The sequence below is a fragment of the Streptomyces sp. NPDC048277 genome (assembly GCF_040652235.1).
Taxonomy (GTDB): domain Bacteria; phylum Actinomycetota; class Actinomycetes; order Streptomycetales; family Streptomycetaceae; genus Streptomyces.
In genome coordinates this window covers 344,814-365,392 of the sequence record NZ_JBEZLQ010000006.1, presented here as the reverse complement: position 1 = coordinate 365,392, position 20,579 = coordinate 344,814, and the positions used below count along the sequence as shown (strand labels likewise).

Below are 20,579 nucleotides of genomic sequence, written 5' to 3'. Positions count from 1 at the left end.
GCTCAGGAAGTGATCTCCCGGCCGCCGACGTAGGCGGCCCGCACGAGGTCGGCGGTCAGGGTGTGGAGGGCCTCGCGCGGCGGGACGTGGAGCAGGCACAGGTCGGCGACCGCTCCCACCGACAACCTCCGTGCGCGGGCGGGACGTTCGGGGGTGCCGAGGAAGAGCCGCAGGGCCGCCTCCGGGGTGACGGCCTCCCCGTCGTCCCGGGTCACGGCGGCCCGCATCACCGCCCACGGGTCGGGGGTGCCGTACGGTGCGTCGGTTCCGGCGGCGACCGGGATGCCCGCCTCGGCCAGGCTGCGGCAGCGGTAGAGGTGCGGCCGGTCGTCGGGGCGGACGTCGGTGGCGTACTCGCGTCCGCGCTCGACGGGGAAGTGCGGCTGGGTCACGACCGTCACGCCGAGCCGCCGCAGCCACGGGATGGTCTCCGCCGGGATCAGCGCGCCGTGCTCGATGCGGTCGCCCGCGACCGGTCCGGCCTCTTCCAGGGCGAGCAGGGTCACCAGCAACTGCACCCGGGTGACGCAGTGGACGGCGACCGGGCGGGGCCGCGCTGCGGCGACCGTGGCCGCGAGGTCGGGGGGCGTGGGCAGGCTCGGGTCGTCGAGCATGATCTTGACGGGGGCGTCCACGCCCATGACGGCCACCCGTTGCGGCAGCACGGCGAGCGTCTGTGCGAGGCCGGGCGCCGGGTGCGGATCGGCGTTGGTGAACCCCGTGACACCGAGTAGGGCGGCGCGCCGGCCGAGCCCGGCCAGATCCAGCCGTACCGGAGGAACGAGCCGGCGCAGCCGCGCGTCCTCCCGCCACAGCCGCCCGTCGTGGAATTCCGGGGTGTCGTCCAGGCCGACGGCCCGCAGTGCGGCGCTGTTGAGAAACCACATGGCGCCGCTGCGATGCTGCACCCGGACCGGCCGGTCGAGCACGATCGCGTCCAGCACCCGCCGGTCCAGCGCCCCGGCGACGCTCTCGTGGTAGCCGACCGCCCGCACCCACTGACCCGGCTCCCCCGCGCCGAGTGCCGCCGCGAGCCCGGCACGGCCGCGCACCTCGGCGGGCCCGACCTGTACGGAGGCGGCCGCGGCGGCCAGTGCCGTGAGATGCACATGGTGGTCGTGCAGTCCGGGCAGCAGTGCCGCGCCGTGTCCGTCCAGGTCGGCGGGGCCGGTGAGCCGGGGGCCGAGCTCCGCGATCCGGCCGTCCGCGCCGACCCGCACATCGACCCGGCCGTGCCCCTCGACCGCCACGTCCCTGATCAGCACGGTGCTGTCCGGCTCGCGGCCAGGGCGGCGGAGCAGGCGGCCATGGACACGCACAACAGCTCGCCGCCGCCCGCAGCCAGGGAGCACGCGACGGCGTGGGCGGCGTAGAGGCCGGTGACCGGATCGGCGAGCGCGTCGCCGAGGAACACCGGATCGCCGTACGCGTCCCGGCCGGTCAGTCCGGCGGCGACCGCCGCGTCGTCGCCGAAGGCGATACGGCCGTCGTCCCGTCCGTATCCGGTGATGGAGACCCAGACCCGGCCGGGGCGGGCGGCCAGGAACTCCTCGGCATGCACGCCGAGCCGCCGCAGGGCCCGCGGCCGGGACGCCTCGATGACCACGTCGGCACGGGCGACGACATCCGCGAGAGCGCCGGAGGCGAAGTCCAGCACCAGGCTGTCGTGGCCGTCGTGCAGCCAGCGGTAGAACTCGGGATGCCCGCGGCGCGCCCCGTCCGGCCGACCGGCGCTCTCCACCTTCACGACGTGGGCTCCGGCCAGCCCCAGCAGCCGGGCGCACAGCGGCCCCGCCCACAGCGCGGACAGGTCGACGATCCGCAGATCCGCGAGGCCGCGGGCAGCGGGTGAGGGTGGGCCGTGGCGTTCGGCGTGTATCGGTGCCCGGCCGCTCCTGGCCTCCCCATGTGCCGCCGCGGCGATCCCGAGCAGCTGGGCGTTGCGGGCGAGTTCGGTGGCCGGCGTGCGCGGTGCGGCGGTGTCCAGGTCGGTTCCGGGCGTGCCGAGGAGTGCGAGCAGGGCGGGGAGGGACACCCGGTCGTCCGGGCGGGCCAGGTTGATCGCCGCCCAGCCGTCCGCGGTGGGCAGGAGACGGCACGAGCCGCCTGCCGACGTCCGCCCTGACGGTAGGTCGAATCCGGCGAGTTCGGCGCGGCGGAACAGCGCGGCGGGCAGGTCCACGGGCACCCCGGTGAACCGGGTGAAGTCGTCCGCGAGGGCGACGAGCGGACCGAGGCAGGGTTCGACGCCGGCCATCCAACGGTCGAGAACGACATTCTCCATGGCGCGAACACCCTTCTCCCACCGGAGACGCCAGATTACACTCCGGGATCGTGGAGCCGCCTTTCACTCTCGTCGACCTGGACCGCACGGCCCCGCCACCGGTCGCGAGGGACCGGGTGACGGTCGCGGTGGCGCTCGAACCACGCGATCCGACCGCGGAGTTCGACGTGCTCCTCACGGCTGCCCCCGATCCCCCGCGACCGTGGGTGGGCTGTGCCGACCCCTACGCCACCGCGGAGCTGCTGCGGAGCATCGTGAACCGGCATCCGGCGGCCTGTGTCGCTCTCGTCCAGGTGCTCCGGATGGGTGCCGTGCTGCCCCCGCCCGACCGGCTGGTTCTCGAATCGCTGGCCTACTCCGCGCTCCTGGCGGGCGGGGACTTCCGCGGCTGGCTGGCCTCGGCCCGCTCCCGCACCCCGCGCCCCGCCGCCGAGCCCGTCCGGGTCGACCGCGTCGGCGAGCGCCTGACGCTCACGCTGGACCGCCCCTGGGTGCGCAACGCCTTCGACGCGACCACGAGGGACGCCCTGTGCGAGGCACTGGAGGTCGCCGTCGCGGACCCGACGGTCACCCGGGTCGACCTGTACGGCAACGGCCCCGCCTTCTGCAGCGGGGGCGACCTGTCGGAGTTCGGTACGGCGCGCGACCCCGCCGAGGCACACCGCGTCCGCGTCCACCGCAGTCCCGCCGCACTGCTCCAGCGCTGCGCGCCCAAAGTCACCGCGCACCTGCACGGCGCCTGCGTCGGCGCCGGCATCGAACTGGCTGCCTTCGCGGGATCGGTGACCGCCACCCCGGACACGGTGATCCGACTCCCCGAGATCGGCATGGGCCTGATCCCCGGAGCGGGCGGCACCGCCGGCCTCCCCGCCCGTATCGGCCGCGAACGCACCGCCTATCTGGCGTTGTCGGGCACCCCGACGAACGCCACGCAAGCACTGCGCTGGGGACTGATCGACACCCTGTGTCCGCGCTGCCCTGACCTCACCGGCCGGAGTGAGCCCGCCACAGGTCGCGGAGCAGTGCGATCTCGGCCATGTGGTGGATGAATTCGAGGTTGGTCCCCGACAGCACGTCGATGAACGGGTCGTCGGGGTCGGAGCCGTACGGGTACTGCGAGAAGCCGACGGTGTCGAGCTGTTCGTCGGTCACGGTGGCGACGCTGTCGCGCCAGCGGTCCACCGTCGCCCAGAACCGGTCCAGGGCCAGGGCCGAGCTGGGCGTGAAGTCGACCAACTGGTGCGGGTCCTGCCGCCGGTCGCCGAAGGTCCACTCCCAGCCGCCCGCGAAGCCCGAGTGCAGATGACCGAGCCGCCAGGCGATCGTGGTGAGAACGGTCTGGTCGGGCTCCGGCGGGCCGGTGTGGCCGAGGACCTGCTCGACCCGCTCGACGCTCACGCCCCAGTCGTCGGCGATCTTGGCGACGCTCATCCCGGCGGCGGCCTGCCGGGCGACCTCGGCGTACTCACCCGCCGGGATGTCCGGGGCGCCCTTGTCGAGCACCCAGTCGCCCGGCCCGAACGCCCTGGGCGTCGTCGCCTCGTCCCGGCGGCGGATCGACCAGCTGCCGGGTACCGGCTCCCACAGGTACTCCGCGTCGCCGAGCCCCGCCAGCCGCACCTGGGCGCGTTCCCTGGCCCAGTCGAACTGGTCGAGCAGCACGCCCAGACGGCCGGTCCCCATGTCTGGCTCCCCTCGCGGTCTCCGGTCACCCACCCCGCCACACTCAGGCGGAGGCTAACGGCTCGCCGGGACGGGACGCGACGCAATTTCGCGCCCCTGGTGGCCGGTCGGCCATGGCCGGTCAGCTGTCGAAGTCGACCGTCAGTTTCTCGGAGACCGGATACGACTGGCAGGTCAGGACGTAACCGGCTTCGACCTCGGCCGGTTCCAGGGCGTAGTTGCGGCGCATGTCCGCCTCGCCGTCCGTGATGCGCGCCCGGCACGTGCCGCACACCCCTCCCTTGCACGCGAAGGGCAGATCCGGGCGGATGCGTGACGCGGCGTCCAGAAGCGTGGCCCCGCGCGGGAGCCGGGCGGTGGTGGAACGGCCGTCCAGGGTGACGGTGACCTCGCTGGCCGGGCCCGTCGCCGCCGCCTCCTCGTGGCGGAGGGGTTCGATCGGCTCGTCGGCGAAGAACAGCTCCTGATGGACGCGCTCTTCGGGCACATCGAGGTCGGCGAGCACCTGCCGCGCGTCGAGCACCATGCCGTGCGGGCCGCACAGCCACCAGTGATCGGCGGACGGAACGTCGATCAGTCCCTCGATGAGCGCACCGAGGCGGTCGCCGTCCAGCCGGCCGGAGAGGAGTTCCGCTTCGCGGGGTTCACGGGAGAGGACGTGGGCGAGGTGGAAGCGGGTGCGGTACTCGTCCTTCAGGTCGGCCAGTTCGTCGGCGAACATCACGGTGTCGGTGCGTCGGTTGCCGTAGAACAGCGTGACCTTCGAGCGGTCGTCGGCCGCCAGGACCGACTCGGCGATGGACATCATGGGCGTGATGCCCGAGCCCGCCGCGACCAGCACATGGTGGCCGGGCACGGTGAGGTCGGGGGTGAAGGCTCCGGTGGGGGCCATCACCTGGATCGTGTCGCCCGGCCGCACCTCGTGGACCAGCCAGGAGGAGAAGAGGCCGCCGGGCACCTCGCGGACGCCGATGCGGGGCGGGGCGCCGGCGGGCGAGCAGATCGAGTAGGAGCGCCGCTCGTCGCGCCCGTCGATCTCGCGGCGCAGGGTGAGCGACTGGCCGGGGCCGAAGGCGAACTCCTCCGCCAGGGCGCCGGGGATGTCGAACGTGACCGCCACGGCGTCCTCGCACAGGCGCTGGACCGCGGCGACGCGCAGGGGATGGAAGGCTGGCCGGCGCCGGCGTGCTGTCGTCGCGGGGGCACCGGCGGTCGGTGCCATCAGCTCTGCCATCAGATCTCCTTGACGTACTCGAACGGCTCATGGCAGGTCAGGCACCGCCACAGCGCCTTGCAGGAGGTGGCCGCGAAGCGGGAGGTCTCCTCGGTGTCGACCGAGGCGCAGCGCGGGCACGGAACGGTGCGCCGGGTCGGCGACAGGGTCAGGGGGACGGGACCCGCGGGGCGCGGCGGCGCCGCCAGCGGCGGTGCGATGCCGTGTTCGGCGAGTTTGCGCCGTCCCTCGGGGGTGATCCAGTCGCTGGTCCACGGCGGGTCCAGCACCGTACGGATCTCCACGCGGTCGAAGCCGGCGTCCCGCAGGCGTGCGTCCACGCCGGCCCGCATCTCGGCCATGGCGGGGCAGCCCGAATACGTGGGGGTGAGGTCGGCGACCACCGTGCCGTCGGCCAGGATCGTCACACCCCGCAGCACACCGAGGTCGGCCAGGGTGAGCATGGGCAGTTCGGGGTCCGGGACCCCCTCGGCGATGTGCCGGGCCCGTCGGACGTCGGACAGGACGGTGGTCACCATGTCGCCTCCGGGTGCGCGCGGGCCACGCTCTGCAACTCGGCCAGCAGCGGGGCGAGATACTCGGTGTGCTCACCGTCGCGGCCGTCGCCGGGCAGGGGCGCGGTGTGCGGCACGGGGAGTCCGGCCGCGTCGAGTACCTGCCGGAGATCGGCCCGGACCGCGTCGCGCACGTCCTCGGCGGCGAACAGTTCCTCCCAGTAAGGGGCCTGCGATTCCAGCGCCGTCAGCATGCGCGCGTGCGACTCCTCCGTGCCGTCGCCGAGGCGTACGACCCACTCGGCGGCGTACTGGCGGTGGTAGGCGAGCTCGTTCACGCCCTTGGCCGCGATGGCGGCGAGCACCGGGTCGGGTGAGGTGGCCAGTTCGGTGAAGTGGGCGAGGCGCCAGCAGGCGAACACGAGCAGCCGCAGCACGGAGAAGGCGAAGTCCCCGTTGGGGAGTTCGACGAGGCGTACGTTGCGGAAGTCGTCGGCGTCGCGGAAGTAGGCGTAGGCGTCCTCCGTACGACTCGTGCCGTCCGCCTGGCCGCAGCGCGCGTACAGCAGGCGGGCCTGGCCCAGCAGGTCGAGCCCGATGTTGGCCAGCGCCACCTCCTCCTCCAACTCGGGGGCGAGGGTGATCCATTCGGCGAGCCGCTGGGCCAGGACCAGGGCGTCGTCGCCGAGTGCCAGGCATTGGGCGGCCAGTCCGGCGGCGTCGACGCTCTCGGGCACGGCGGTGTCGACGCCGTGCAGGGGGTCCTCGAAGCCGGTGCCGAACGCCCAGCGGGCGTCGCTGCCGTCGTCGTGTCCCTCGGCCAGGCTCAGGTAGACGTGGTCGTCGCTCATCACCGGCTCCTAGATGTGCGGGACGTCGTCGGGGATGTCGTAGAACGTCGGGTGCCGGTAGACCTTGTCGGCGCTGGGGGCGAAGAAGGAGTCCTTCTCGTCGCGCGTGGAGGCGGCGATGTGCTCCGAGCGCACGGCCCAGATGCTCACGCCTTCGTTGCGCCGGGTGTACAGGTCGCGGGCGTGGGTGAGGGCCATCTGGTCGTCCGCCGCGTGCAGCGAGCCGACGTGGACGTGGTTGAGGCCACGCTTGCCGCGGATGAAGATCTCGTACAGCGGCCAGTTCTCCGAGTCGCTCATGCCACGGCCTCCTTGCGCGCCCGGGCGGCCTGCTTGGCGGCGTGCGCGGTGGCGGCCGCACGCACCCAGGCGCCTTCCTCGTGGGCGGTCCGACGGCGTTCCATGCGCTGTGCGTTGCAGGGGCCGTTGCCGCTGATGACTTCCTTGAGCTCGGCGAAGTGGGGGGTGCCGAAGTCGTGGTGGCCGCGCTCCTCGTTCCAGCGCAGTTCGGGGTCGGGCAGGGTCACCCCGAGCTTGGCCGCCTGGGGCACGGTCATGTCGACGAAGCGCCGGCGCAGTTCGTCGTTGCTGTGCCGCTTGATCTTCCAGGCCATCGACTGAGCGGAGTTGGGCGAGTCGTCGTCGGGCGGGCCGAACATCATCAGGGACGGCCACCACCAGCGGTCCACCGCGTCCTGCACCATCTCCCGCTGGGCGGCGGTGCCGCGCATCATGGTCAACAGGAGTTCGTAGCCCTGCCGCTGGTGGAAGGACTCCTCCTTGCAGATCCGCACCATCGCGCGGGCGTAGGGTCCGTAGGAGCTGCGGCACAGGGGGACCTGGTTGCAGATGGCCGCGCCGTCGACGAACCAGCCGATGACACCGACGTCCGCGAAGCTGAGCGTCGGGTAGTTGAAGATGGACGAGTACTTCTGGCGGCCTTCGAGGAGGCGCTCGGTGAGGTCCGCGCGGTCGGCGCCCAGGGTCTCGGCGGCCGAGTACAGGTACAGGCCGTGGCCGGCCTCGTCCTGGACCTTGGCGAACAGGATCGCCTTGCGGCGCAGCGACGGCGCCCTGGTGATCCACTCGCCCTCCGGCTGCATGCCGATGATCTCCGAGTGCGCGTGCTGGGCGATCTGCCGGATCAGCGTCCTGCGGTAACCCTCCGGCATCCAGTCCCGGGGCTCGATCCGCTGGTCCCGCGAGATCGTCGCCTCGAAGTGGGACTCCAGGTCCGGCCCGGCGTCCCTCCCGGCCGCTTCGGTCATCTCCACCAACTCCCTACCGACCATTCGTTCGGTTCATCATACGGTGCTCCCCACCCGATCTGGCAAGGGCAGCGCCCGATCAGGGCCCACAGGGGCATCAGACAGCCTCCCCGGCCCGGGAAGCACCCGGTGACTCAGAGTGCAGGGGCCGGTGCGCACGGCTTTCGACGCCCTCCGCCGTCCGCCCGGTCGGCATGCGGTCCGCCTCTTGACATGCAGGGGCCTTGCTGGATTACTGGACCACGCCGCACGCTAACCGAATGTTCGGTCGGTTCCCAAGGTGGTGGAGATGACGACCCAGGCACCTGACACGAGGCCGGGCCCGGTCGAGACGATGTTCGCCGCGGACGAGGCGTCGCGACGGCTCGGCATCGAGCTGCTGGAGCACGGCGAAGGGACCGCCGTGCTGCGGATGACTGTGGCCGCCTCGCAGGTCAATGGACACCGGATCGCCCATGGCGGCCATGTGTTCCTCCTCGCCGACTCGGCGTTCGCCTGTGCCTGCAACAGCCACGGCGCCGTGACCGTCGCCGCCGGAGCCGACATCGACTTCATCGCACCCGCCTACGAGGGCGATGTGCTGGTGGCCACCGCGCGGGAGCGGGTCCGGTTCGGCCGCAGCGGTGTCTACGACGTGAGTGTCCTGCGCGGTGACGAGGTGATCGCGGAGTTCCGCGGCCGCAGTCGCACCCTCCGCACGCAGAACGAGGAGCCGCAATGAGCAGCAAGGTGATCGCCCCGGAGCCCAGGAGCACCCGCCGGGGCGAGCCAGTTCCCGAGGCGCTGCTGGACGACGCCGAGCGGATGTCCCGCGAGGAGCTCCGGGCGCTCCAGCTCACCAGGCTGCGTGCGACGCTGCGGCACGCGTACGACCACGTGGAGCTGTACCGGAAGAAGTTCGACGCGGCCGGCGTGGGCCCCGACGACTGCCGCACCCTCGCCGATCTCTCCCGTTTCCCCTTCACGACCAAGGCGGACCTGCGGGACACCTACCCCTTCGGCATGTTCGCCGTGCCGATGTCCGAGGTGCGGCGCGTGCACGCCTCCAGCGGCACCACCGGCCGCCCGACCGTCGTCGGCTACACCGAGAACGACCTGTCCATGTGGGCGGACGTCGTCGCCCGCTCCATCCGGGCCGCCGGCGGCCGTCCGGGGCACAAGGTGCACATCTCCTACGGCTACGGCCTGTTCACCGGCGGCCTGGGCGCCCACTACGGCGCCGAACGCGCCGGCTGCACCGTGATCCCCGCCTCCGGTGGGATGACGGCGCGCCAGGTGCAGATCATCCAGGACTTCCGGCCCGAGATCATCATGGTCACGCCGTCCTACATGCTCACCCTTCTCGACGAGTTCGAGCGCCAGGGCATCGATCCCCGCTCCACCTCCCTCCAGGTCGGCATCTTCGGCGCCGAGCCGTGGACGGAGGAGATGCGCCGCGAGATCGAGGAGCGTCTGGACATCCACGCGGTCGACATCTACGGGCTGTCCGAGGTCATCGGCCCCGGTGTCGCGCAGGAGTGCGTGGAGACCAAGGACGGGCTGCACGTCTGGGAGGACCACTTCTTCCCCGAGGTCGTGGACCCGCTGACCGACGAGGTGCTGGCCGAGGGCGAGAGCGGCGAACTCGTCTTCACCTCGCTCACGAAGGAAGCGCTACCCGTCGTGCGGTACCGCACCCAGGACCTGACGCGCCTGCTGCCCGGCACCGCGCGCCCCGGACTGCGCCGTATCGAGAAGATCACCGGCCGCTGCGACGACATGATCATCCTGCGTGGGGTGAACGTCTTCCCCAGCCAGGTCGAGGAGATCGTGCTGCGGACGCCGGGCGTGGCCCCGCACTTCCAGATCCAGCTCAGCCGGCGGGGACGGATGGACCATATGACCGTCCGGGTGGAGGCACGGCCCGACGCCGGTCCCGCCGACCGTGAGGCCGCCGCGAAGACCATCGCCCAGGGCATCAAGGACGGCGTCGGGGTCACCGTGGAGGTCGCCGTCGTCGACCCGGAGACATTGGAGCGCTCGCTGGGCAAACTCCGCCGGGTCAGGGACCTGCGCAAGGCCTAATTCGCTGGCAGGCGAACGGCCGGGGTGCCTACTGTCCTGCCCATGCCCGAGCTGCAGTTGCTCCGTCCGGACCACGCCCCGGCGGTCCTCGCCTTCGAGCGGGAGAACCGTGCCTACTTCGCGGCGTCCATCCCCGACCGCGGCGACGACTACTTCGCCCGGTTCGACGAGCGGCACCGTGCGCTGCTGGCCGAACAGGAGGCCGGGATCTGCTACTTCCATGTGCTCGTGGGCGCCTCGGGCGAGGTGCTGGGGCGGGTCAATCTGGTGGACGTGGCGAACGGCGGCGCGGACCTGGGGTACCGGATCGCGGAGCGGGCGGCGGGGCGGGGGCTGGCCACCTCGGCCGTGCGGGAGGTGTGCGAACTCGCCGCCACCGTCTACGGATTGACCACCCTGCGAGCCGCCGCGAGAGTCGACAACGCGGCGTCCCGTACCGTGCTGGCCCGTACGGGTTTCACCGTCACCGGTGAGACACGGCTCTCGGGCCACCCCGGTCTCACATTCCTGCGCCCGCTTGAGGACTTCGCCGTCCGCCGCCGGCAGACGCCCGGATAACGGGCACCTGCCGACGGGCTGTTCAGGCGGTGGGCGTTCTCCCGGGCGCGCGGGCTCCCTTTCGGATGAGAGGCAGCAGGCTCGCACAGGTGTCGGCCGGCGGCCAAACCCGCCAAGTGGTCGCCCTCGCGGGAACATTCCGCTGTGCCGCTTCGTTGGGGCTGGGCCCGCCCTCGTCGGTATCCCTGGGAGTATCGTGCCCGAATCCACGACCGCCGTCTCCACCGCCCTTCCCGCACTCCCCTCCCTCGGCAGGCAGGCCGAGCAGCTCATCTAGTGGGGAGTGCACGACATCGCCGGACTGTCCGCGGCCGAGGTCCGTGCCTTCGCCGCGGCCGCCGCCGATGACGGCGCCCTGCTCGCCGTACACCCGGAACGCGCCCCCGCCTCCGCGCTCGCGCCGCTGCTGCGGCACGACGGCAGTCCGGGGTTCGTCGTCACCGACATGACCGACGTCGACCTCTTCGCGCCGCTCGACACGATCGAGCTGCCCGACGCCCCGCTCTACGTCCTCACCGGCGTCGACCGGGGTGACCGGATGGCCGGCTGGAGTCCGAACGAGGCGCTTCCCGCCCTCGGGGCGGAGGACCGCACGCCGCTGCTGCTCAGCGAGGGCATCCACTGGGTGCTGCAGCAGCCGGGTGTGCTGGAGCGCAACCACTGCTTCATGACGATCGGTTCGCGGCCGCGCAAGCCCGACGGCGCCCTGGACTCCCGTACTCCGGCGGTCTGGATCAGCAACGGCACCGGGCGGGACGGCCGTGAGCGCCGCAACGCCCCGAAGGTGGGCTGGTGCTGGGCGGGCAACCAGCACACCTGGCTGGGCTTCGCCTCGGCGCTGGACCGCCGGGGCCTGTAGACGTGCGGCCGGGCCGCGGTGCCCGTAACGCACCGCGGCCCTCCCGGAGTCGGTCAGCCGCTCACCGGCCTGCCGCGGCCCCACGCCCAGGCGAGGCGGTCGGCGCCGGACTGGTTGGTGGTGGCCAGCCAGGGCCGGGACGCGTCGCCGACCAGCTTCTGGATCGAGTACGTGTCGTCGGTGCGCAGCCCGGGCCAGTACACCGAACCCATGCCGAGCTTGCGGGCGGTGTCGGTCTCGGACTGGATGAAGTTGACGTAGTTGTCGTCAGGCGCCGGGTGGTTGTAGTCGAGGCCCGTGGTCATGGGAGCCCCGAACTCGTCGATGACCGTCCGGTTCGCGCAGTCTCCGATGCGCTCCTTCAGGTCGGCCGCCCACTGGTCGTAGGTCGCGTAGCTCTTCCAGAAGCCGTAGTGGTGCAGGGAGAGGTAGGTGCCCTTCAGACGCGGGTCGGCGCAGACGGAGGTGACGTGGTCGTTGTAGCCGGCGCCGCTGACGAAGACCCGGTTGCGCGGGACGGACGGGTAGGTCGCCAGCCACTTCGCGGCGATGTCGGCCCATTCGGCGTCGGTGTAGCCGTGCGGCTCGTTCATCGGCTCGAAGTAGACGTGCGGGTCGTGCCGGTAGGCGTTCACGACGGTGTCCCACATGGGCCAGTAGGTGGCCTCGTCGTCGATGAAACCGTCCTTGTTGGCGCCGGTGCCCTCCCAGTAGGACACGATCACCTTGAAGCCCTGGGCGGAGGCCGCGTCGATGACCCCGCGGTACGACTTCCAGTAGGAGCCGTTCACCGTGTACGGGTTGATGGGCAGCCGTACGGTGTTGGCCCCGAGGTTGGCGCGGAACGCCGCGATCACCCGGGTCGCCTTGGCGTAGGTCTGGGCGTAGGTGTCGGAGAGCGACAGGCCGGAGAGGACCACGGGGTCGTCGGCGTAGTTGTCGCGCGGGTCGGCCCAGTTGACGCCCTTGAACTGGCTGGTGCCGTGGCCCGGTACGGCGGCGGAGGCGGGGCTGCCGGTGAGGGTCGTGGCGCCCACGGCGGCGATCGCGACGGCCGCGAGGGCGGCGCGGGTACGGGGGGTGACACGGGTTCTGGCGGGGGTCTTGCGCATCAACGTGCCCTTTCGGAAGACGGCGGCTCGACGCAGGGGCCCGCGGGCCCGACCGCGTGTTTACGTAAACATCGACGCGGCATGTTCACGTGAACATCCCCTCCGCGACCATGCCCGCGGGATCTCCGCCGGGGCTGGTCACGGGGCGATGTTTACGTAAACTCGAAAGCGTCGGAATCGTGGCACCCGCTCCTGCGGCCGTCAAGATTCCCGGTCCCGACTTCCCGTGCATGAAGGAGATTTGAGGGGTGGGGCGATGGTCCTGAACGAGCCGGAGCAGCCGGTCGCACCGGCCGCGGGCGGTGCGCGGCGGGGCGGTTCCGGGGTGCCCGGCGGGCGCCGAAAGCAGCGCGTTTCCATGGCCGATGTCGCCAAGCTCGCCGGGGTCTCGTCGCAGACGGTCTCGCGGGTCTCCAACGGCCATGCCGGGGTGATCAGTTCCACGCGGGAGCAGGTGCTCGCCGCGATGCGGGAGCTGGGCTACCGGCCCAACAGCGCGGCGCGCGCGCTGCGTTACGGCCGGTTCAACACCATCGGCGTGATCCTGTTCAGCCTCTCCTCCACGGGCAACAGCCGCACGGTGGAGGCGATCGCCACGCATGCCGCGGCCGAGGGCTACGCGATCACCCTCATTCCCATCGACGTGGCGACGCAGGACAACGTGTTGGGGGCCTTCACGCGGATGGGCGAGCTGGCGGTGGACGCCGTCATCGTCATCATGGAGATCCATCTGCTCGACACCGGCACCGTGCAACTGCCGCCCGGCGTGCATGTGGTGGTCGTGGACTCGGACGCCGGGGACCGCTACAGCGTGGTCGACACCGACCAGGCCGACGGTGCGCGCAAGGCCGTACGGCATCTGCTGGACCTGGGGCACCGGACCGTGTGGCATGTGACCGGTCCCGAGACCTCGTACGCGGGCCAGCGCCGCACCCAGGCATGGCGGACCGTGCTGGAGGCGGCCGGCCGGCCTGTTCCGGCGCCGCTGCGGGGTGACTGGTCGGCGGAGTCCGGGTACACGGCCGGGCTCGCGCTCGCCGAAGAGCCGGACTGTACGGCCGTGTTCGCGTCGAACGACCAGATGGCCCTGGGTGTGCTGCGCGCCTTCCACGAACGGGGCCTGTCCGTGCCCGCGGACATCAGTGTCGTCGGCTTCGACGACACTCCCGACGCGGCCTTCTTCATCCCGCCCCTCACCACCGTCCACCAGGACTTCGCCGAGGTGGGGCGCCGCTGCGTCCAGGGCGTCCTCCGCCAGATCCGCACCCGCGACGACTCCCGCCCCGGCACCGACCTCGTCCCGACCCGTCTGGTGACCAGGGGCAGCACCGCGCCGCCGCGCAGCTCAACGAGCCCCGGATAGCCCGCCGTTGTGCCGGGGTCCCGGTCGGCCGCTCAGCGTGAGGTGACGGCGGTGAGGGCGTCCCGGAGGGTGGCGCCGCTCGCCGGAGGCCCGTCCCAGCGGGCGGCGACATGGCCGTCGGGACGGACGAGGAGTGCGCCGCCGTGCGGGCCGAGGCGGTGGAGCACGGCGGGTTCGTCGGGCAGGGTCTCGATGCGCAACGGCCAAGGGGGCGCGGCCTGTTGCCGCCAGCGGGCGGGTTCCGGTGTGAGCAGGGTGAACCACTCGCCGACGGCGTCGAGCGTGGAGCGGTCGGGGGTGAGCCAGAGATGGGGCATACGGCGGCCCGGCTCCGCCGTGGGGATGTACTCGGTGCCGGACGGCCCGGGAGGGTCGCCGTGGTCCGTGAGGACGGCGTCGGAGCGGTACGTCATGCCCAGCACCAGGCCCAGTTGGGCGAAGTACCGTTCCGACCACGGGAGTTCGACCGGGGTCGAGGCCGCCGCGCCGGTCCGGAGCTGTTCGCTGCGCAGGTTCAGCACCTGGAGCAGGAGCCGGCTGTTGGCGACCGCCTGGCGGAGAGTCTCGCGGGCCACCGGATGCCGTTCGGCCTGGTAACTGTCCAACAGGCCCGGCCCCGCCCACCCTTGGAGCACACCGGCCAGTTTCCAGCACAGGTTGTGCGCATCGGCGACGCCGGTGTTCATACCGAGGCCGCCGATCGGGGGTACGGCGTGCGCGGCGTCGCCGGCCAGCAGGACACGGCCGCGGCGCAGGCGGTCGGCGACGTACGCGGTCATCGACCACTGCTGCACCCGGGCGACGTCGACCCGGACGTCGGCGCCGGAGCCCAGGGCAGTGGACACCACGCCTGCCCAGTCCGCGTCCTCGGTGTCCTCGGCGCCCTCGGGTGTGGTGTGGAACCAGACCCAGCCGCCCTCCGGGTGGACCGGGCCGAAGGTGCCGTGCGGGGTGAAGTAGACCCCGGCGGGCCGGTCGGCGCACCAGCGGCCGAGGTCGGCGTCGAACACGACGGTGGTGAAGCCGGCGAGGACTCCCGGGCCGGTCGTGCCGATGCCGAGCCGCTCCCGCACGGTGGAGTTCGCACCGTCGGCGGCGAGCACGTACCGGGCACGGACGCGGCTCTTCTCACCGCACCGCCGGTCGACGAGCACGGCGGTGACGCCCTCCGCCTCCTCGGTCAGGTCGACGAGCTCGACGCCGAACCGCAGCTCCGCGTCGGCGGCGGCGAGCAGCGTGGGCTCCAGCCGGTCCTGCGAGGTGACCACGCCGACCACGGGGCTCTCGGGGACCGGTGCGTCGACCCCGACCATCCCGGCCGTGGCGAAGTCGGGGTCGTACAGGGTGTCCCGGAAGCGGACCCGGCCGTACTCGGGTGCGAAGGCGTTCGCCTCGATCCTGGTGGCGAGCCCGAGCTGGCGGAAGATCTCCATCGAGCGCACGTTGACCAGGCGGGAGCGGGGGAAGGGGGACAACGCGGTGTGTTTCTCGACCAGCAGGGTCGGCACACCCCAGCGCGCCAGCAGCGCGCGGGCGGTGAGCCCGACCGGCCCACCGCCGACGATCAGTACCGCCACCTCGGCGTCCGCTCCCGGCATGCATCAATCATCCGGTCGCGACCAGCCGTAGCGATCACCGCACGTCGGAGTGCACCCGAACGAGTTGCCGCCCGCCCTCCGCCTACGGCCGGCGGAAAAGGAGTTGGAGCGGCGTGGCTTCGCCGTGAGACTGGTGCGTCGGTCGGTGTCGCCGGACGGGGAGGGCTTGCCGGATGCGGATGGCTCGGCTCTGGCAGAGCACGGTCGAGTGTCGGCGCCGGGCTTCGGCGGTGGGCCGCTCGGCGGACTCTTCGGCGCGGTCGACGACGACACCGCCGCGGACACACTCGCCGCGGCCTGGTCCTCGGGTATCCGCTCTTTCGACACGAAAGCGAGGGGGACGACATGGCTGACGAATGTTTCCGGGAACCGCGGCTCGCCGCGATCTACGACGCGCTCGACGCCGACCGCGCCGACCTCGGCGCGTACATCCGGCTGGCGGAGGAGTTCGGGACTCGCCGGGTGCTGGACATCGGCTGCGGGACGGGCGTGTTCGCCCTGCTCCTCGCCGACCGGGGCATCGAGGTGGTCGGGGTCGACCCCGCGGCCGCGTCCGTGGAGGTGGCCCGGGGCAAGCCGGGAGCCGAGCGGGTGCGCTGGATCTGCGGCGAGGTGACGGCACTGCCGCCGCTCCAGGTCGACCTGGCGACCATGACGGGGAACGTCGCCCAGGCCATCGCCGCTCCGGGGACCTGGCGGGAGACCCTGCGCGGTGCGCACACGGCACTGCGGCCGGGCGGGCGGCTGGTCTTCGAGACACGGGATCCGGCGCGGCGGGCCTGGGAGGAGTGGGAGCGGGAGGCGACGTACCAGGTGGCGGAGATCCCGGGGGTCGGGACGGTCGAGAGCTGGGTCCAGGTGACCGAGGTGTCGGTACCACTGGTGACGTTCCGGTGGACCTATGTGTTCGCCTCGGACGGGCAGGTGCTGACGTCGGACTCGACGTTGCGGTTCCGGGCGCGGGACGAGGTCGAGGCGGATCTGGTCGCGGAGGGGTTCGTACTCGACGAGGTCCGGGACGCGCCCGACCGCCCGGGCCGGGAGTTCGTGTTCCTGGCGCGACGCCCGGCGAGCGAGTAAGGGCCGCGGTCGGGCGCCAACTGCGGTGAACCGCAGTCGGCTCGGACACGGAAGGTCAGAGGCCGAGGCACCCATGTCCATGACGCATCCCGCCGAGCGGTCCCGCAACGGCCGGGACTGGTTCGATCGAGCGCCCCGCGCAGGCTGCCGACGAGCTGCGCAAGGTGATCCGGACGGAAGGAGAGCTCTGGCGCCGGCGCGCGGTCCACGGGGGGCGCCGGTCGTGACCTCGTACGCTGTCCGACGTGCCTCCCACCCGTCTGCATCGCGTCGCCGTCCTTGTGCTGGAGGGGGCGAAACCCCTCGACGTCGGGATCCCCGCGCAGGTGTTCACGACCCGGGCGAGCATGCCGTACGAGGTACGGGTGTGCGGCGCGGCCCCCGGTCTGGTCGCCGGCGGGGACGGGCTGTCGTACCACGTCGCCCATGGTCTCGACGCGCTGGAGTGGGCGGAGATCGTGTTCGTGCCCGGGTACCGGTTCCCGGACCGGGAGGATCCGCCGCGGTCCGTCGTGGACGCGCTGCTGGCCGCGCACGAGCGGGGCGCGCGGCTGGCCGCCATCTCGACCGGCGCCTTCGCGCTCGCCGCGACCGGACTGCTGGACGGGCGGCGGGCCACCACGCACTGGCACTACACGCGGGCGCTCGCCGAGAAGCATCCGCTGGTCAAGGTCGACGAGAACGTGCTGTTCGTCGACGAGGGCAGTGTGCTGACGTCGGCCGGTGCCGCCTCGGGTATCGACCTGTGCCTGCACATCCTGCGCGGTGACCTCGGGGTGGCCGCGTCCAACCACGCGGCCCGGCGGCTGGTCGCGGCCCCCTACCGCAGCGGCGGTCAGGCCCAGTACGTGCCGCGCAGTGTGCCCGAACCGCTCGGCGAGCGGTTCGCCGCGACCCGGGAGTGGGCGCTGCACCGGCTCGCCGAGCCGCTCACCCTGGATGCGCTCGCCCGGCATGCGGGAGTGTCGGCGCGGACGTTCTCGCGGCGGTTCGTCGAGGACACCGGGTACACGCCGATGCAGTGGGTGATGCGGGCGCGGATCGACCTGGCCCGGGAGCTGCTGGAGCGGTCGGAGCGGAGTGTCGAGCAGATCGCCGACGACGTCGGCCTGGGCACCGGGGCGAATCTGCGGCTGCACTTCCAGCGGATTCTCGGTACGACCCCGAGCGACTACCGGCGGACCTTCACCAAGGGCGAGTGACCTCCGGCCGAAGAACCGACGCCTTGGCGAGATCCTTTTGAACAGTGGCGTTCTCGCCGCTGTCGGGGGCGGGCGCGGCCCGCGAACCTGGTGGCGTAGCGAAGGGACGCCACTCATGACTCGTATCGCCATCAACGGATTCGGCCGCATCGGACGCAATGTGCTGCGCGCGCTGCTGGAGCGGGACAGCGGACTGGAGGTCGTCGCCGTCAACGACCTCACGGAACCCACCGCGCTCGCACGGCTGCTCGCCTTCGACTCGACGGCGGGACGCCTCGGGCGTCCGGTGGGCGTCGACGGGGACGTCCTCGTGGTCGACGGCCGGCGTATCAAGGTGACCGCCGAGCGCGAGCCGGCCCAGCTGCCGTGGGCGGACCTCGGCGTGGACATCGTGCTGGAGTCGACCGGCCGCTTCACGTCGGCGAAGGCCGCCCGCGCCCACCTCGACGCGGGCGCGAAGAAGGTGCTGGTCAGCGCACCGTCGGACGGTGCCGACGTCACGCTCGCGTACGGCGTGAACACCGACGCGTACGACCCGGACGTGCACACGATCGTCTCCAACGCCTCCTGCACGACGAACGCGCTCGCCCCGCTGGCCTCGGTCCTCGACCAACTCGCGGGTATCGAGCACGGGTTCATGACGACGGTGCACGCGTACACCCAGGAGCAGAACCTGCAGGACGGTCCGCATCGCGACCCGCGGCGCGCCCGTGCCGCCGGGGTCAACATCGTGCCGACCACGACGGGTGCCGCCAAGGCGATCGGCCTGGTGCTGCCGAACCTCGACGGGAAGCTGTCGGGCGACTCGATCCGGGTACCGGTGCCGGTGGGTTCGATCGTCGAGCTCAACACGACGGTGTCCCGTGACGTGACGCGGGACGAGGTGCTGGCGGCGTACCGCGCCGCGGCCGAGGGCCCGCTCGCGGGCGTCCTCGAATACTCGGACGACCCGCTGGTCTCCTCGGACATCACGGGCAACCCGGCCTCGGCGATCTTCGACTCGGCCCTCACCCGGGTCGACGGCCGCCACATCAAGGTCGTCGCCTGGTACGACAACGAGTGGGGCTTCTCCAACCGGGTGATCGACACGCTCGAACTGCTCGCACGGTAGCGGGCGGAGCCGCAGTTTGGCGGCCGGAGCGGTCGGCCGTCATTTCTACGGCCGACCGTCTTCGGTTCTTCGGCTCTTCCGCGTGTCTCAGCTCGCGGCCCCGGCGGGATGCGCCGCCGTGTCCGCCGTCGCCTGCTGGGCCCGCGCAGGGCGGATCCCGATCAGGGCCACGGCGATCACCGCGGCCGCCAGCATGCCGATGCCGCCGATCAGGGCACAGGTGTGCAGGGCGTCGGTGAAACTCGCGCCGTACGCGGCCTGCGCCTGGCCGGTGCTCTCGGGGGTCTTCAGGTGCAGGAAGGCACCGGCCTGGATACCGACGTTGGACACCAGGCCGCTCACCTGCCCCTGGTCGGCGGGGCTCAGGCCGGACGCGGCGAGGTGTCCGGGCAGGGTGGCCAGGGTGCGGTGGGTGAGGACGACACCGAACACGGCGGGGCCGAGGGCGCTGCCGATCTGGCGGAGCGCGCTGTTGGCCGCGGCGGCGGTGCCCCCGTGACGGTGCGGCAGGGCGTTCATGGCGATGGTGGTGATCGGTGCCATGGCGAGCGCGATGCCGATGCCGAGCACCCCGATGACCAGAGCGGCCTCGCCGGTGCCGGTGCCGGCCTGGAAGACGTTCATGAGCAGGGCGCCGATCCCGCCGATCACGAGGCCGGTGACGAGCAACAGCCCCGGCGTGACGCGGTCCATCAGGCGGCCGACCAGCGGGCCGAGCACCACCGTGAAGCCGTTGATGGCGATGAGCCGGATGCCGATGTCGAGCGTCGAGGCGTGGTGGACGAGCCCGAAGTACTCGCTCAGCGCGAAGACCAGGCCGACCTGGGCGAACAGGGTCACGGCCATGACCAGCGCCGCCCCCGAGAACGCCGAGGACCGGAACAGGCGCATGTCCAGCATCGGGCAGGGCGAGCGCAGTTCCACGAGCACGAAGCCGACCGAGCCGACCGCGGCGGCCACGAAGGCGATCACGACCTGGGCCGAGGACCAGCCGGCGCTGCCGCCCTCGATGACGCCGTAGACGAGTCCGGTGATGGCGACGGCGGCCAGGAGCTGGCCCGGGATGTCCAGGTGACGCTCGCGCTCCGCGCGGGAGTCGGCCAGTACGACGGCGCCGATCACGGCCGTCACCACGCCGAGGACGAGCGAGGGCAGGAAGATCCACCGCCAGCTCGCGTGCGCCACGATCACGCCGTTGATCACCGGGCCGAGGGTCAGTCCGAGGCCCAGGGCGGCCGTCCACAGGGCTATCGCCCGGGCGCGGGTGCGGGGGTCCGGGCAGACATGGCCGATCAGGGCGAGCGTGGAGGGCAGCAGCGCGGCGGTGCCGAGGCCGGTGAGCGCCTGCCCCACACAGACCTGGACGACGCTGCCGGCGGTCAGGCACACGAGGCAGCCGAGGCAGAACAGCGCCAGCCCGGCCAGGTACGTCTTCTTGCGGCCGTACAGGTCCCCCACCATGCCGCAGGTCAGCAGCAGTGCCGCGGTCGGCAGGATGAAGGCGTCGGTGATCCACTGGAGTCCGGCGGTGGAGGCGTCGAGTGCCTGTTGCATGACCGGAAGCGCGACGGAGACACCGACGACCGGCAGGTAGGAGACGAACACACCCAGGCAGGCCAGCACGATGGTGGCCGTGGTGTGCCGGGTGCCGGTGTCGGGCGACGCGGACGGGGGCGAGGCAGGAGAAGGCAAGGCCACAGGGCACCTCGAAGCAGTGGAGTGACAGGGCGACGTGCTGCGGCGGTGGTCGACGACCCCGTCGACTCCCGATCGACGGGTCCGCCGCGGGTCTACCGCCGGGCCGACAGCGAGGACCCC

General features: G+C 72.2%; 20 protein-coding genes. 9 read left to right on the top strand and 11 right to left on the bottom strand.

The window, feature by feature from the left end:
• Positions 1-2: 2 nt before the first annotated feature.
• Together AB0D85_RS16785 and AB0D85_RS16780 are read right to left on the bottom strand one after the other, a co-directional pair.
• Complete coding sequence (locus AB0D85_RS16785; RefSeq protein ID WP_362320111.1) at positions 3-1,265, bottom strand: amidohydrolase family protein; 1,263 nt, start codon at positions 1,263-1,265, stop codon at positions 3-5.
• A complete protein-coding gene (locus AB0D85_RS16780; protein WP_362320108.1) occupies positions 1,259-2,284 on the bottom strand; it encodes a CoA transferase in 1,026 nt (341 codons plus the stop codon). Before AB0D85_RS16780 ends, AB0D85_RS16785 begins: the two co-directional genes overlap by 7 nt.
• Before the next feature lie 50 nt (positions 2,285-2,334).
• Here AB0D85_RS16780 and AB0D85_RS16775 point away from each other — a divergent pair, with 50 nt between their 5' ends.
• Positions 2,335-3,333, top strand: a complete 999-nt coding sequence (locus AB0D85_RS16775) for an enoyl-CoA hydratase/isomerase family protein (protein WP_362320106.1) — start codon at positions 2,335-2,337, stop codon at positions 3,331-3,333.
• Here the strand turns inward: AB0D85_RS16775 and AB0D85_RS16770 are convergent.
• The 6 genes from AB0D85_RS16770 to paaA all read right to left on the bottom strand — a co-directional run bounded on the left by AB0D85_RS16770 (position 3,269) and on the right by paaA (position 7,814).
• The gene (locus AB0D85_RS16770) at positions 3,269-3,967 is read right to left on the bottom strand and encodes a DinB family protein (RefSeq protein ID WP_362320102.1); all 699 of its coding nucleotides are present in this window, start codon (positions 3,965-3,967) and stop codon (positions 3,269-3,271) included. The two genes, AB0D85_RS16775 and AB0D85_RS16770, sit on opposite strands and share 65 nt — an antisense overlap.
• A gap of 121 nt (positions 3,968-4,088) precedes the next feature.
• Positions 4,089-5,189, bottom strand: a complete 1,101-nt coding sequence (gene paaE, locus AB0D85_RS16765) for a 1,2-phenylacetyl-CoA epoxidase subunit PaaE (protein ID WP_362320386.1) — start codon at positions 5,187-5,189, stop codon at positions 4,089-4,091.
• A gap of 11 nt (positions 5,190-5,200) precedes the next feature.
• Positions 5,201-5,719, bottom strand: coding sequence for a 1,2-phenylacetyl-CoA epoxidase subunit PaaD (paaD, locus tag AB0D85_RS16760; RefSeq protein ID WP_362320099.1), 519 nt, complete (start codon positions 5,717-5,719; stop codon positions 5,201-5,203).
• Positions 5,713-6,546: a 1,2-phenylacetyl-CoA epoxidase subunit PaaC gene (gene paaC, locus AB0D85_RS16755; RefSeq protein WP_362320096.1), complete on the bottom strand. Its 834-nt coding sequence runs from the start codon at positions 6,544-6,546 to the stop codon at positions 5,713-5,715. The genes paaD and paaC overlap by 7 nt, the downstream gene beginning before the upstream one ends.
• 9 nt (positions 6,547-6,555) lie before the next feature.
• Entirely contained in the window at positions 6,556-6,846 is a 291-nt protein-coding gene (paaB, locus tag AB0D85_RS16750) for a 1,2-phenylacetyl-CoA epoxidase subunit PaaB (RefSeq protein ID WP_362320093.1), read from the bottom strand.
• Complete coding sequence (gene paaA, locus AB0D85_RS16745) at positions 6,843-7,814, bottom strand: 1,2-phenylacetyl-CoA epoxidase subunit PaaA (protein WP_362320090.1); 972 nt, start codon at positions 7,812-7,814, stop codon at positions 6,843-6,845. Before paaA ends, paaB begins: the two co-directional genes overlap by 4 nt.
• A gap of 289 nt (positions 7,815-8,103) precedes the next feature.
• Between paaA and paaI the strand changes: the two genes are divergently transcribed.
• The 4 genes from paaI (at position 8,104) to AB0D85_RS16725 (ending at position 11,295) form a co-directional block, all read left to right on the top strand.
• Positions 8,104-8,535 (top strand): hydroxyphenylacetyl-CoA thioesterase PaaI, encoded by a 432-nt coding sequence (paaI, locus tag AB0D85_RS16740; protein ID WP_362320087.1) that lies wholly within the window; start codon positions 8,104-8,106, stop codon positions 8,533-8,535.
• A complete protein-coding gene (gene paaK, locus AB0D85_RS16735; RefSeq protein WP_362320084.1) occupies positions 8,532-9,878 on the top strand; it encodes a phenylacetate--CoA ligase PaaK in 1,347 nt (448 codons plus the stop codon). Before paaI ends, paaK begins: the two co-directional genes overlap by 4 nt.
• A 42-nt stretch (positions 9,879-9,920) precedes the next feature.
• Positions 9,921-10,436, top strand: a complete 516-nt coding sequence (locus tag AB0D85_RS16730; protein WP_362320081.1) for a GNAT family N-acetyltransferase — start codon at positions 9,921-9,923, stop codon at positions 10,434-10,436.
• 283 nt (positions 10,437-10,719) lie between these two features.
• On the top strand, positions 10,720-11,295 hold the full coding sequence (locus AB0D85_RS16725) for a DUF5701 family protein (RefSeq protein WP_362320078.1): 576 nt from the start codon (positions 10,720-10,722) through the stop codon (positions 11,293-11,295).
• Positions 11,296-11,348: 53 nt separating this feature from the next.
• Here the strand turns inward: AB0D85_RS16725 and AB0D85_RS16720 are convergent, their stop codons facing one another.
• Positions 11,349-12,407, bottom strand: a complete 1,059-nt coding sequence (locus AB0D85_RS16720; protein WP_362320075.1) for a cellulase family glycosylhydrolase — start codon at positions 12,405-12,407, stop codon at positions 11,349-11,351.
• A 358-nt stretch (positions 12,408-12,765) separates the two neighbouring features.
• On the opposite strand from AB0D85_RS16720, the gene AB0D85_RS16715 reads away from it, so the two are divergent.
• Positions 12,766-13,770, top strand: a complete 1,005-nt coding sequence (locus AB0D85_RS16715) for a LacI family DNA-binding transcriptional regulator (protein WP_362320384.1) — start codon at positions 12,766-12,768, stop codon at positions 13,768-13,770.
• A 32-nt stretch (positions 13,771-13,802) separates the two neighbouring features.
• On the opposite strand, the gene AB0D85_RS16710 is transcribed toward AB0D85_RS16715, so the two are convergent.
• Positions 13,803-15,368, bottom strand: coding sequence for an FAD-dependent monooxygenase (locus AB0D85_RS16710; protein ID WP_362320072.1), 1,566 nt, complete (start codon positions 15,366-15,368; stop codon positions 13,803-13,805).
• A 345-nt stretch (positions 15,369-15,713) separates the two neighbouring features.
• Between AB0D85_RS16710 and AB0D85_RS16705 the strand changes: the two genes are divergently transcribed.
• From AB0D85_RS16705 to gap, 3 genes are all read left to right on the top strand, one after another.
• Entirely contained in the window at positions 15,714-16,448 is a 735-nt protein-coding gene (locus AB0D85_RS16705) for a class I SAM-dependent methyltransferase (RefSeq protein ID WP_362320070.1), read from the top strand.
• Positions 16,449-16,693: 245 nt separating this feature from the next.
• A complete protein-coding gene (locus tag AB0D85_RS16700; RefSeq protein WP_362320068.1) occupies positions 16,694-17,650 on the top strand; it encodes a helix-turn-helix domain-containing protein in 957 nt (318 codons plus the stop codon).
• Between the two features lie 115 nt (positions 17,651-17,765).
• Entirely contained in the window at positions 17,766-18,761 is a 996-nt protein-coding gene (gap, locus tag AB0D85_RS16695; protein ID WP_362320066.1) for a type I glyceraldehyde-3-phosphate dehydrogenase, read from the top strand.
• A gap of 87 nt (positions 18,762-18,848) precedes the next feature.
• Here gap and AB0D85_RS16690 read toward each other — a convergent pair whose 3' ends face one another.
• Positions 18,849-20,453: an MFS transporter gene (locus AB0D85_RS16690; protein ID WP_362320062.1), complete on the bottom strand. Its 1,605-nt coding sequence runs from the start codon at positions 20,451-20,453 to the stop codon at positions 18,849-18,851.
• Between the last annotated feature and the right edge of the window lie 126 nt (positions 20,454-20,579).